The 12,756-nt window shown below is 62.1% G+C and carries 11 protein-coding genes; 6 read left to right on the top strand and 5 right to left on the bottom strand.

Annotated features, from left to right (window positions below):
- The 5 genes from HX824_RS09835 to HX824_RS09815 all read left to right on the top strand — a co-directional run bounded on the left by HX824_RS09835 (nucleotide 1) and on the right by HX824_RS09815 (nucleotide 5,600).
- The gene (locus HX824_RS09835) at nucleotides 1–1,623 is read left to right on the top strand and encodes a phospholipid carrier-dependent glycosyltransferase (protein WP_177054482.1); all 1,623 of its coding nucleotides are present in this window, start codon (nucleotides 1–3) and stop codon (nucleotides 1,621–1,623) included.
- Between the two features lie 521 nt (nucleotides 1,624–2,144).
- The gene (locus HX824_RS09830) at nucleotides 2,145–2,324 is read left to right on the top strand and encodes a type VI secretion system contractile sheath small subunit (RefSeq protein ID WP_256344058.1); all 180 of its coding nucleotides are present in this window, start codon (nucleotides 2,145–2,147) and stop codon (nucleotides 2,322–2,324) included.
- A 176-nt stretch (nucleotides 2,325–2,500) separates the two neighbouring features.
- Complete coding sequence (locus tag HX824_RS09825) at nucleotides 2,501–3,217, top strand: HPP family protein (RefSeq protein WP_177054481.1); 717 nt, start codon at nucleotides 2,501–2,503, stop codon at nucleotides 3,215–3,217.
- A gap of 124 nt (nucleotides 3,218–3,341) precedes the next feature.
- Complete coding sequence (locus tag HX824_RS09820; protein ID WP_087693005.1) at nucleotides 3,342–4,445, top strand: enoyl-CoA hydratase/isomerase family protein; 1,104 nt, start codon at nucleotides 3,342–3,344, stop codon at nucleotides 4,443–4,445.
- A gap of 3 nt (nucleotides 4,446–4,448) precedes the next feature.
- Nucleotides 4,449–5,600 carry an acyl-CoA dehydrogenase family protein gene (locus HX824_RS09815; RefSeq protein ID WP_177054480.1) on the top strand — a complete coding sequence of 384 codons (1,152 nt, stop codon included), beginning with the start codon at nucleotides 4,449–4,451 and terminating at the stop codon, nucleotides 5,598–5,600.
- 141 nt (nucleotides 5,601–5,741) lie between these two features.
- Here the strand turns inward: HX824_RS09815 and HX824_RS09810 are convergent, their stop codons facing one another.
- Genes HX824_RS09810 through HX824_RS09790 form a run of 5 tightly spaced genes read right to left on the bottom strand, consistent with a single transcriptional unit; the run spans nucleotide 5,742 to nucleotide 11,296 of the window.
- Nucleotides 5,742–6,515 carry an enoyl-CoA hydratase gene (locus HX824_RS09810; protein WP_003217608.1) on the bottom strand — a complete coding sequence of 258 codons (774 nt, stop codon included), beginning with the start codon at nucleotides 6,513–6,515 and terminating at the stop codon, nucleotides 5,742–5,744.
- Nucleotides 6,516–6,524: 9 nt separating this feature from the next.
- A complete protein-coding gene (locus tag HX824_RS09805; RefSeq protein WP_102604354.1) occupies nucleotides 6,525–7,652 on the bottom strand; it encodes an acyl-CoA dehydrogenase in 1,128 nt (375 codons plus the stop codon).
- 9 nt (nucleotides 7,653–7,661) lie between these two features.
- On the bottom strand, nucleotides 7,662–8,846 hold the full coding sequence (locus HX824_RS09800; RefSeq protein WP_087693007.1) for an acetyl-CoA C-acyltransferase: 1,185 nt from the start codon (nucleotides 8,844–8,846) through the stop codon (nucleotides 7,662–7,664).
- A gap of 10 nt (nucleotides 8,847–8,856) precedes the next feature.
- The gene (locus HX824_RS09795) at nucleotides 8,857–9,624 is read right to left on the bottom strand and encodes an SDR family NAD(P)-dependent oxidoreductase (protein ID WP_008433459.1); all 768 of its coding nucleotides are present in this window, start codon (nucleotides 9,622–9,624) and stop codon (nucleotides 8,857–8,859) included.
- A gap of 22 nt (nucleotides 9,625–9,646) precedes the next feature.
- The gene (locus HX824_RS09790) at nucleotides 9,647–11,296 is read right to left on the bottom strand and encodes an AMP-binding protein (protein WP_177054479.1); all 1,650 of its coding nucleotides are present in this window, start codon (nucleotides 11,294–11,296) and stop codon (nucleotides 9,647–9,649) included.
- A gap of 518 nt (nucleotides 11,297–11,814) precedes the next feature.
- Between HX824_RS09790 and HX824_RS09785 the strand changes: the two genes are divergently transcribed.
- Nucleotides 11,815–12,705 carry a bestrophin family protein gene (locus tag HX824_RS09785; RefSeq protein WP_087693011.1) on the top strand — a complete coding sequence of 297 codons (891 nt, stop codon included), beginning with the start codon at nucleotides 11,815–11,817 and terminating at the stop codon, nucleotides 12,703–12,705.
- The last annotated feature ends 51 nt before the right edge of the window (nucleotides 12,706–12,756 follow it).

Here is a 12,756-nt window from a genome sequence, read left to right as displayed (position 1 = left end):
GTGGACAAAGCTCATCGGCCCCTGCTCAGCCCGACGATCCGCCGACACTCATGGATCCTGGGGCTGCTGGCCCTGATCCTGTTTGTCGCGGGCAACTGGAACCAGGCAATCATCGGCTTTGACTCGCGCTTCGTGCTGTTCGCCCAGGAGATGCTGCGCCACGGGCCGGGGTTCTTCCCGACCACGTACGGGCAACCTTATGCCGATTACCTGGCCACCTCGACGCTGCTGACCTGGCTGCTGTCGGTGCCCCTGGGGCAGGTCACCAGCCTGACGGCCTGGCTGCCCACGGCCATCGCTTCGGCACTGATCGTGGTGCTGCTCTACCGGCTGACCGCGCCCTACTCCCGGCGCTGGGCACTGCTGAGCATCGCGGTGATGCTGCTCAGCAGTACCTTCATCAGCGAAACCCGCGCGGTGTCCCTCGACCAGATGCTGGCGGCAGTGGCCCTGACAGTCTTCTACCTGGGTTACGCCCACGACCACTTCGGCGCCGGCAAGCGCCTGCACTGGCTGTTTGCGCTGCTGATCGTGGGGTTCGCGATCCGTGGGCCGATCGGCCTGGTGATCCCCACCGGCATGCTGTGCAGCTATTACCTGATCAACCGGCAATGGCGCCAGCTCTTCAGTTTCGGCCTGCTGGCGTTGGCGTTACTGGCGGCGTGCGTGGGCCTGCTGTTGCTGCTGGCCAAGCTCAGTGGCGGTGAAACGTTCATGCAGGACGTGATCCGCATGCAGTTCCTGGGTCGCATGGACGGCACCGAAGGCTCCGGCAGCGCGCTGTATTACTTCAGCAGTTCGCTGGGTAACTACGCGCCGGCGTATCCGTTGGCAATACTCGCGCTGATTGCGATTGTCGCCGGTGGCCGCGAGGACAAGGGCCCGGCGCTGAAACTGGTGCTGTACTGCCTCGCCGCCGGCTTGATCGTGATGATCGGCTTGTCGGTGCCCCAGGCGAAAAAAGCGCGCTATGTGCTGCCGATGCTGCCCCTGGCCGCGATCATCGCCGCGTATCCGTTCCAGGTGTCGCGGGGCAGACTGTTCGCCGGGCTGCGCTGGCTGATGCTGGGGTTGTGGACGGTCATTCCGGGGCTGCTGATCGCAGGCTTGTTCGTGGCGCGTCACCGCTTCCCCGAGCAGATTGGCAGCCTCAATCCGGTGTTCGGGATCCTGATCGCGATCCAGGTACTGGTGCTGGGCTTGCTGTTCAACCGGCGGCTTCGCTACGTGGGCCCGGCCTTCGCCGCGGTATTGGCGGTGTGGCTGGCGTATATCGTGATGGTCGAGCCGCTGGAGCGCCGGCTGTATGACACGCGCACCTTTACCCTCCAGGCCCATGCGCTGACCCAGCAACAACCGGCGCCGCTGGTATTGCACGCACTGGGCAAGGACGCAAAAGCCATCAAGTTCATGGTCAACCTCGATTGCGACCGGGTGCCGTTGTTTACCCAGTTGCCTGCCGATCTGGCGCCGATCCAGGCTCCTGCATGGCTGATCATGAGCCAGTCGGACTATGAAGCGTTGAGCGACCCGCGTTTTCGTTCACTGCAGCCGATACTGACCGGCCAGTTCGACAAGAACCCTTACGTACTGCTGCATTTGATCAAACCCGCACAACCTTGATACAGGGCGCGGGATAAGCGGAACCAACCGCTTATCCCGCGCCAGTACATTCAGTAGTTATAAATCCAAGTGTATGTAAGAAACTTCTTTGCCCATTCAACTTCGAAACTTTTAGCGTAGCAACTATCGAGAAACATCCTACGCATCTATACGCTGCTACCGATAAGACGCCCTCTTCCCGCCCCTAGCCCTCGACTGTAGACTCGCCTGCCAAGCGAGTTAATTATTTAATACCTTTTAACTATTTTCAGAAGTTCCAAAGGTGCGGTGTAAGGCATTCCTGTTACTTTCGAAAGAAACTCGACGAACGTAGCAGCAAGCCATCAATCAAGACATGCCCCGCTTAAACGAACAGTCGAAATAACAATAAAGACCTTTTAAACAGCATTCAGCGCTGCCGTTTATTTCATTTAGAGGAATGTTTTGTGTCCGACCGTCGATTGCCCGACCCCTCAACCTCTGACGCTGTCGCGCCTTTGTCCCGCGACAGAGTCAATGCGGGTTACATCCCGCTGCCAAAACTGGATCGGCTGATGGAACTGCGTGATGCACTGGTGGTGCTCAAGGGGCCATTGGCCAACAATCCATCGCTGCGGGAAAATGTACAAAACCTGCTGATCAACGAGGAAACCGACGACCGTGTGCTGGGCAAGATCAGCAACCCCATGCCACCGCCAACCCGCCTGATACCGTTTGGCTGACACGTTTTACTGCAAAAATACTGCACTTGACCTGCATTAATATGCATTGGCAGCAGTCTTCATCGATTGGCACACTGCGCAGGTTCCTCCCCCAAATGCAGGAACTTCTTTAAAGGGCTTTTCCGGGAAACCAGGCAAGCCTTTTTTTTCGCCCGCTTTTCACGGATCGTCTGTCAATGCTCGCTCGCTGGTTACCCGCTGCCATCAATACCCGCCCTGCCGAATGGAGTCGTGCCGCCATCGGCATGGCCCTAGGCACACTGTTCAGCGTCTGGGTGTGCGCCCAGGTGTTCGGCACCGAGGTGGCCCTGCACCTGATAGGCCCGCTGGGAGCCTCGGCGGTGCTGCTGTTTGCCGTATCCTCCGGCGCGCTGGCCCAGCCCTGGTCGATCATCGGCAGCTACCTGTGTGCCGGGATCGTTGCGCTGCTGGTGGCCCGGGTATTGGGCCGAACGCTGGGCAGCGCATGCCTGGCTGCCGGGATGACCGTGATCCTGATCTGCTGGCTGCGCTGCCTGCATCCACCGGCGGGCGGCCTGGCCATGAGCCTGGTGCTGGCTGACCCCGCCTCGATTGCCATGGGCTGGCACGAACTTGCCGCAGTCATGCTGGGCGCCACGGCCTTGTTGGCCTGCGCGCTGGCCTACAACAACGCCACGCGCACGCGTTACCCCAAGGGCACCCGCGAACCGGCTGCGCCGATCTTTATGCCAATGGCCACCGAAAACCCCGGGATCAGCGCCGAGGACCTCAAGCAGGCCCTCGCCGAGCGCGAGCAGTTCCTGGACGTTACCCCGCAGGAGCTGGAAGAGCTGATCCAGGCCAGCGAGCGGTATGCCCGGCGGCGCACCATCGGCGCGGTTTTCCAGCGCCAGGGCCAGCCTCCTCCATAAGGCAAAAATGCAAAAACGACCTGCATGATTCCGACTTGTACTGGGCAAATTTGCACTGGTACGATCGCGAGATGGTTCGCCCGCGAACATCTTGATAAAGAACAATAAAAGCAGGGAGTTAGAGATGACTGCTCAGGTTTCATCCGAGGCAAGCAGCGCCGGGATTGTGCAAGACGAGGTCCTGGCGCACGTACGCAACCATATTGGCCACCTGACCCTCAATCGCCCCGCAGGCCTTAACGCCCTCACCCTGGACATGGTCCGCAGCCTCAGCCGGCATTTGCAGGCGTGGGCGGACGATCCCCAGGTGCATGCCGTGGTGTTGCGCGGTGCCGGTGAAAAAGCCTTCTGCGCCGGCGGCGACATTCGCTCGCTGTACGACAGCTTCAAGAGCGGCGATACCCTCCACGAAGACTTCTTCGTCGAGGAATACGCCCTCGACCTCGCCATTCACAACTATCGCAAACCGGTCCTGGCACTGATGGACGGCTTCGTCCTTGGCGGTGGCATGGGCCTGGTGCAAGGCGCCGACCTGCGGGTGGTCACCGACCGCAGCCGCCTGGCAATGCCCGAGGTGGCCATCGGGTATTTCCCTGACGTGGGCGGCAGCTATTTCCTGCCGCGCATTTCCGGGGAACTGGGGATCTACCTCGGGGTGACCGGCGTGCAGATTCGTGCCGCCGACGCCCTGTATTGCGGCCTGGCGGACTGGTACCTCGACAGCGCCCGGCTCGCCGACCTCGACCAGCGCCTGGACCGCCTGGAATGGCACGATTCTCCCCTCAAGGACCTGCAAGGCCTGCTGGCCAGCCTCGCGGTGCAACAATTGCCCGACGCCCCCCTGGCGGCGCTACGCCCAGCCATCGATCACTTCTTTGCCTTGCCGGACGTGCCGAGCATCGTCGAGCAATTGCAGCAAGTCACCGTCGCCGACAGCCATGACTGGGCATTGACCACCGCCAGCCTGATGCAGACGCGCTCCCCCCTGGCCATGGCCGTGACCCTGCAGATGCTGCGTCGCGGGCGCCACCTGCCGCTGGAGCAATGCTTTGCCCTGGAACTGCACCTGGACCGCCAATGGTTTGCCCGTGGCGACCTGATCGAAGGCGTCCGCGCCCTGCTGATCGACAAGGACAAAACCCCTCGCTGGAACCCTCCAACCCTGCAGGCGTTGGAGGCTGATCATGTCGAAAGCTTCTTCCGCGACTTCGATAAGAACGGGAACTAAGTCATGCAAGATATTGAATTTACAGAAGAACAAGTGATGATCCGCGACATGGCGCGGGACTTTGCCCGTGGCGAAATCGCCCCCCACGCCCAGGCTTGGGAAAAGGCCGGCTGGATCGACGATGCTTTGGTCGCCAAGATGGGCGAGTTGGGTTTGCTGGGCATGGTGGTGCCTGAAGAATGGGGCGGCACCTACGTCGACTACGTGGCCTACGCCCTGGCAGTGGAAGAGATTTCCGCTGGCGACGGCGCTACCGGCGCACTGATGAGTATCCATAATTCAGTGGGTTGCGGGCCAATCCTCAACTACGGCTCACAAGCACAAAAGGAAACCTGGTTGGCGGAACTGGCCAGCGGCCAGGCCATCGGTTGCTTCTGCCTTACCGAACCCCAGGCCGGTTCCGAAGCGCACAACCTGCGCACCCGCGCCGAACTGCGGGACGGCCAGTGGGTGATCAACGGCGCCAAGCAGTTTGTCAGCAACGGCAAGCGCGCCAAGCTGGCGATCGTGTTTGCAGTGACCGACCCGGAGCTGGGCAAGAAAGGCATCTCGGCGTTCCTGGTGCCGACCAACACCCCGGGCTTCGTGGTGGACCGTACCGAACACAAGATGGGCATTCGTGCCTCGGACACCTGTGCCGTCACCCTCAACCAGTGCACCGTGCCGGAAGCCAACCTGCTGGGTGAACGCGGCAAGGGCCTGGCCATCGCCCTGTCCAACCTCGAAGGCGGACGCATCGGGATTGCCGCCCAGGCGCTGGGTATTGCGCGTGCCGCCTTTGAGGCCGCGCTGGCCTATGCCCGTGACCGGGTGCAGTTCGACAAGGCGATCATCGAGCACCAGAGCGTGGCCAACTTGCTGGCCGACATGCAAACCCGCCTGAATGCGGCGCGCTTGCTGATCCTGCATGCCGCCCGATTGCGCAGTGCGGGCAAGCCATGCCTGTCGGAGGCCTCCCAGGCCAAGCTGTTTGCCTCGGAAATGGCCGAGAAGGTGTGCTCTTCAGCCATGCAGATTCACGGGGGTTATGGCTATCTGGAGGACTACCCGGTGGAGCGTTACTACCGGGATGCGCGGATTACCCAGATTTACGAGGGCACCAGCGAGATTCAGCGGATGGTGATTGCCAGAGAATTGAAAAACTACCCGCTGTAACAGGTATTTCGCATAACCCATGTGGGAGCGGGCTTGCTCGCGAAGGCGGTGGATCAGTCGATACATCGGGTGACTGTAATACCGCCTTCGCGAGCAAGCTCGCTCCCACATTTTTTGATCTTCAGCGTTTCAGGACAGTGTTTACTTGTCCTTGAACTCCGGCGCACGCTTGGCCACAAACGCCGCCATGCCTTCCTTCTGATCCAGTGTGGCAAACGCCGCGTGGAACACCCGGCGCTCAAAGCGCACGCCTTCGGAAAGGCTCACTTCAAACGCACGGTTCACGCTTTCCTTGACCATCATGCTGATGGGCACCGACTTGCCGGCGATCAGGGTCGCGACCTTCAATGCTTCGTCCAACAGCTCATCCGCCGGCACGATGCGCGCGACGATCCCGCAGCGTTCGGCTTCCACCGCATCGATAAAGCGCCCGGTCAGGCACATTTCCATGGCCTTGGCCTTGCCCACGGCGCGGGTCAGGCGCTGGGTGCCGCCCATGCCCGGCAGCACGCCGAGGTTGATTTCCGGCTGGCCAAACTTGGCGTTGTCACCCGCCAGGATGAAGTCGCACATCAAGGCCAGTTCACAGCCGCCACCCAGGGCAAACCCGTTGACCGCCGCAATGATCGGCTTGCGGCGGTTGGCCACGCGATCGCTATCGCTGAACAGGTCGTCGAGGTAGATCTGCGGGTAGGTCAGCTCGGCCATTTCCTTGATGTCGGCACCGGCGGCAAAGGCTTTTTTCGAGCCGGTTAGCACGATGCAGCCGATTTCCGGGTTGGCTTCCAGGCTGTCCAGCGCCTGGTTCAGCTCGCTGACCAGTTGCGCGTTCAGGGCGTTCAGCGCTTGCGGGCGATTGAGGGTGATCAGCCCGACCCGGCCCTGCACGTCCAGCAAAATGCTTTCGTAACTCATAGAGACTCCTCAGAGATTGCGTGAAATGACCATGCGTTGAATATCGCTGGTGCCTTCGTAAATCTGGCAGACCCGCACATCGCGGTAGATCCGCTCCAGGGGAAAGTCGCTCAGGTAACCGTAACCGCCGAGGGTTTGCAAGGCTGCCGAGCAGACCTTTTCGGCCATTTCCGAAGCAAACAGCTTGGCCATGGACGCTTCCACCAGCGCCGGCTTGCCACTGTCACGCAGGGCGGCGGCGTAATGCACCATCTGCCGCGCCACGGCGATTTGCGTCGCCATGTCCGCCAGGCGGAAGGCCACGGCCTGGTGCTCGATGATCGGCTTGCCAAAGCTTTCCCGCTCGCGGGCGTAGTCCCGGGCCGCTTCAAATGCCGCCCGCGCCATGCCCACCGCTTGCGAAGCAATGCCGACACGCCCGCCTTCGAGGTTGGCCAGGGCGATCCGGTAGCCTTCGCCCTCCTCGCCCAAACGATTGGCCACCGGCACCTGCACATCCTCAAACAGGATCTGGCAGGTGTCGGAAGCATGCTGGCCGAGCTTGTCCTCGACCCGCGCGACGCTGTAGCCCGGCGAGTCGGTGGGCACGATAAAGGCGCTGATGCCGCGTTTGCCGGCAGCCGGATCGGTGACTGCAAACACAATCACGATCCCGGCGTTTTGCCCGGAGGTGATGAACTGCTTGCAGCCATTCAAGACGTAGTGATCGCCCTCCAGCCGGGCACGGGTTTTCAGGCCGCTGGCGTCGGAACCGGCCTGGGGCTCGGTCAAGGCAAACGCACCGAGCATCGCACCACTGGCCAGGGGCTTGAGGAACTGCTCGCGCTGTTGATCATTGCCGAACTTGAGGATCGGCACGCAGCCCACGGAGTTGTGCACGCTCATGATGGTCGAGCAGGCGCCGTCACCGGCAGCGATCTCTTCCAGGGCCATGGCGTAGGCCAGGTAGCCGGTATCACAGCCGCCCCATTGCTCCGGGACCAGCATGCCGAAAAAGCCCAGCTCGGCCATTTCACCAATGGCTTCCTTGGGAAAGCGATGCTCGCGGTCCCACTCGGCAGCGAACGGTTTAAGGCGTTCCTGGGCAAATTGCCGGGCGGCTTCGCTGATTTGCAGTTGTTCGTCATTCGGCAGCATAGGTGTTCCTTAGTACAGGCATTCAACGGCCATGGCCGTGGCTTCACCGCCGCCGATGCAGATCGCTGCAACGCCGCGCTTGAGGCCTTTCTGGCGCAGGGCCGAAAGCAGGGTCACCAGGATCCGCGCGCCGGACGCGCCAATCGGATGGCCCAGGGCACAGGCACCGCCGTGGATGTTGACCTTGCTGTGGGGAATCTCCAGCTTGCTCATGGTCACCAGGCTGACCACGGCAAAGGCTTCGTTGATTTCAAACAGGTCGACTTCGTCGAGGTTCCAGCCGGTCTTGCTCATCAGCTTGCGGATCGCCCCCACCGGCGCTACCGGGAACAGGCCAGGCTCATCGGCAAACGCCGCGTGACCATGGATCACCGCCAGAGGCTTGAGCCCGCGCTTGTGCGCTTCGGACTGGCGCATCAGCAGCAGCGCCGCCGCACCGTCGGAAATCGAACTGGAGTTGGCTGCCGTCACCGTGCCGCCCTCCCGGAAGGCCGGCTTCAGGGTGGCGATCTTGTCCAGCTTGGCTTTCGGCGGCTGTTCGTCATGGATGATGGTTTTCTGTTCCTTGCCCACGGTGACCTGCACCGGGACGATTTCGGCGATGAAGTTGCCGTCGGTGATCGCCTGTTGCGCACGGGTCAGGGACGCAATCGCGAACGCGTCCTGGGCCTCGCGGGAAAAGCCGTTGTGCTCGGCGCAGTCCTCGGCAAAGGTGCCCATCAGGCGGCCCTTGTCGTAGGCGTCTTCAAGGCCGTCGAGGAACATGTGGTCGAGCACCCGGCCGTGGCCCATGCGATAGCCGCTGCGGGCACGGTCCAGCAGGTACGGCGCGTTGGACATGCTCTCCATGCCACCGGCGATGACCACCTCCACGCTGCCTGCCAGCAACGCGTCATGGGCCAGGATCGTGGCTTCCATGCCCGAGCCGCACATCTTGTTGAGGGTGGTGCAGCGCGTGGACTTGTCCAGGCCAGCACCCAGCGCCGCCTGGCGTGCCGGCGCCTGGCCGAGGCCGGCGGGCAGCACGCAACCGAACAGCACTTCATCCACGGCATCGGAAGCGATACCGGCGCGTTCGACCGCTGCACGAATCGCCGCAGCGCCCAGTTGCGGAGCGGTGAGGCCTTTGAGATCGCCCTGGAACCCGCCCATCGGGGTGCGTACCGCGCTGACAATAACGATTGGATCAGTCATGAAAATCTCCTTATTTGGCTGCCATGCGCAAGGCGCCGTCGAGACGGATCACCTCGCCGTTGAGCATGCTGTTTTCAATGATATGCCGCACCAGCGCGGCGTACTCGCCCGGTTTGCCCAGGCGCGGCGGGAATGGCACGCCGGCGGCGAGGGATTCGCGCACTTGCGGCGTCATGCCCGCCATCATCGGAGTTTCGAAAATACCGGGGGCGATGGTCATCACCCGAATCCCGTAGCGCGCCAGTTCGCGGGCCGCCGGCAGGGTCAGGCTGGCAATCGCGCCCTTGGAAGCGGCATAGGCCGCCTGGCCGATCTGGCCGTCAAACGCTGCCACTGAAGCGGTATTGATGATCACACCGCGCTCGCCATCGGCATTCGCCTCGGTTTCAGCGATAGCCGCTGCAGCCAGGCGCAGCAGGTTGAAACTGCCGATCAGGTTGACGTTGATCACCTGGGCGAAGTTGGCCAGCACGTGCGGGCCATTTTTGCCGAGGATTTTCTCGCCCCGCACCACACCGGCACAGTTGACCAACCCATGCAAACCGCCAAAGGCGGCGACGGTGGCCTGTACCGCCGCTTCGGCAGCGGCTTCCTGGCTGATATCGGCGACTACGCTGCGGGCCTGCGCGCCGAGCTTTTGCGCCTGGGCGGCCACTGCGTCGGCGTTCAGGTCCACCAGCATCACCTTGGCACCGGCCGCCACGAGCATCTCGGCGGTTGCCGCGCCGAGGCCTGAAGCGCCACCGCTGACCAGAAAAACCTTGTTCTCAATCTGCATCATTGTTTCCTTGAAGAATGGGTCACGCCGTGGCCGCCTGGGCCTTGGCAATTTCCTGATTACGCAAAATGAAGCGTTGCAGCTTGCCGCTCGGGGTCTTGGGCAGCTCGCTGACAAATTCGATTTCCCGCGGGTACGAGTGAGCGGCCAGGCGCTTGCGCACGTGCTGGCGCAGCTCTTCGGCCAGGGCCGGCTCGGCGCGGTACTGCTCGCTGAGCACCACAAACGCCTTGACGATCTCGGTGCGTTCCGGACATGGCTTGCCCACTACGGCGGCCTCCACCACGGCCGGATGCTCGATCAAGGCGCTCTCTACGTCGAACGGCCCCACGCGATAGCCGGAGGTGGTGATCACATCGTCGCTGCGCCCGACAAAGCTGATGCTGCCATCGGGGTTCAGCTCCACCGTATCGCCGCTGAGGTAGTACTTGCCGACGAAGGCCTTGGTCTTGACGCCGTCATAACCGGCAAACCAGCACATCGGCGATTGCTCGCGGTCGATGGCGAGGATGCCCGGTTGGCCGGCGGGCAACTCCTGATGGTTGTCGTCCAGCACCACGATGCGATGGCCCGGCGAGGCAAAGCCCGCGGAGCCGACGTGCACCGGATGCTCCAGGCCATGGTGATTGCACAGCACCATGCCCAACTCGGTCTGGCCGTAGTGGTCGTGGATGGTCACGCCGAGGTTATCGGCGAACCAGCGGATCACTTCCGGGTTCAGCGGCTCGCCGGCACTGCTGACAATACGCAGCTTGCCCTTGATCGACTTGGCGAACTGCTCACCCCCGGCGATCAGCAGGCGGTAGGCGGTGGGCGAACCGGTGAGGTTGGTAATCCCGTATTTGTTGATGACACGGCACGTGCTTTCGAGGGTGAACGGGCCATCGTAGAAGGTGATCGGGTGGCCCATGGACAAGGGGCCGGTCACGCCGAAATAGATGCCGTAGGCCCAGCCCGGGTCGGCGACGTTCCAGAATGCGTCTTCGGGGCGCAGGTCGACGGCGTCGCGGGTGTAGCTCTGGAACGCAACGATTGCCTTGAGCGGCACGGCCAGGGCTTTCGACGGGCCGGTGGTGCCTGAGGTGAACATCAGCAGGAACGGGTCGTCGGCGCCCAGCAATACGGGTTCGCAGAGGTTGACATAGTTGGGCAACTCGGCCCAGAAGCTGAAATCGCCGCGCACGATGCCTTCGCCGTTGGGGCCGGCGACGGTGACGATGGTCGGGCAGTCGGCCACTTCCGTCAGTTTGGGACGGTTTACTGCATCGGTCACCACCAGCGCGGCGCCGGAGCTGTTCAGGCGGTGTTCGATGGCCTTGGGGCCGAAGGCGGTGAACAGCGGCTGATAGACCGCGCCGATGCGCCAGGTGGCGAGGACGACCACCAGCAGCTCGGCGGTGCGTGGCAGGAGGCCTGCCACCTTGTCGCCGCGATTGACGCCCTGGGCCAGGAGGAAGTTGGCGAAGCGTGCGGCCTGGTCTTGCAGTTGGGTGAAGGTGGACGTGGCGCTGCGGCCGTCTTTGCCCTCCCAGAACAGTGCGATGCGACCGGGCAAGGCGTGGCGGTCGCAGCATTCGACGCAGGCGTTGAGGGCCTGCAGGTTGCCCGACAAGGCAGCGTCGACGGTGTGTTGGTAGTTGAACTGGGTGGTGGCAGCCGAGTAATCACGCATCGCTTCAAATCCCTGTGTGTTTTTTATTTTCAGGATGGGTACGTAGACCGGTGAAATAGTCGCTCTAGAGCGGTGGGGGGGCAATGGTCAAAGCTTTCAACTTGGTTGACTGGTTTGGCCAATGGGGGGCGCTGTTTGGTGTGTGTGTATATCCGTTTTTTGGGTGATGGCTTGTATTGGTTCCGCTCTTACAGCGGCTCACTTTTGAACAGCGCAAAAGAGTGTTGAAGAGCAAAATCAAAAGCTAAAGCGGGCACGGTCCAAATGTGGGAGCGGGCTTGCTCGCGAAGGTCGTTAACGATGACGCGGGCATTCTGGATGAACGCGGCGCCCTCAGGTTTTTCGCGAGCAAGCCCGCTCCCACAGAAAAGCAGATCTGTTTTCGCTCTGGTCACCGAAAAAACGGATATGTACTCAATCCCGATAGACCCCACCAATCACCCAGTCAGCCCAAGCAATTGGACGCAACGCAAACATGCTTCTAACCTGACAGCCTGCGCCACCCAAGAAGCCCGCCCATGATCGTCCGTCCCAAACCCAACCTGCTCGGCATCCTGTTCTCCCTCAAGGGCTCGATCGCCAAACGCATTGCGCTGCGCAGCCTGCTGGTCACCCTCCTGGCCTCAGTCATCGTGCTGGTAGAAACCCTGCACCCGGCCTACTTTTCCAAGGTCAACGCCACACCCTTCACACTGCTGGGGCTGTCACTGTCCATCTTCATGAGCTTTCGCAACAACGCCTGCTACGACCGCTGGTGGGAAGGCCGCAAACAACTGGGCCAGATGATCATCGAGATCCGCTCACTGATCCGCGAAACCCAGGTCCTCAACCCTGCCGAACGCAAACACGTCCTGCGCAGCCTGTGCGGTTTCGCCCATGGCCTGATCGCCCGCCTGCGCCTGGAAGACGAAAGCCAGGCGATCAAACCGTGGGCCAACCCAGAACCCGGCCACCCGAACCTGCCCGACAGCATCCTGCAAGACCTCGGCGCCCGCTGCTCGAACCTCGCCGAACAGGGCCACATCAGCGACTGGCGCTACACCCAACTGGAAACCCGGCTGTACGGCCTGAGCCAGGTCCAGGCCTCCTGTGAGCGGATCAAACACACCCCGCTGCCCTTCCCCTACACCTTGCTGCTGCACCGCACCATCTACCTGTTCTGTATCCTGCTGCCCTTCGCCATGGCCGAGCCGCTGGGCTGGCTGACCCCGGTGTTCACCGCCATCGTCAGCTACACCTTCTTCGGCCTGGACGAAATCGGCGACGACCTCGAAGACCCGTTCGGCTTCGACGAAAACGACCTGCCCTGCAACGCCATCGTGCGCACCCTGGAGCGCGAGATTCTCGCCGCCCTCGGCGAAACCACGCTGCCGCCGGCCCTTGAGCCGATTGAGTTCGTGCTGACGTGATGCGGGTTTGACACTCGCGATAACCTGACCGAAGCTGATGGCTTTGCACTA

Origin of the sequence: Pseudomonas sp. D4002, assembly GCF_013385665.1 — a bacterium.
Classification (GTDB): domain Bacteria; phylum Pseudomonadota; class Gammaproteobacteria; order Pseudomonadales; family Pseudomonadaceae; genus Aquipseudomonas.
The sequence above is the reverse complement of the archived record's forward strand: the minus strand, read 5'-3'. Positions and strand labels throughout refer to the sequence as shown.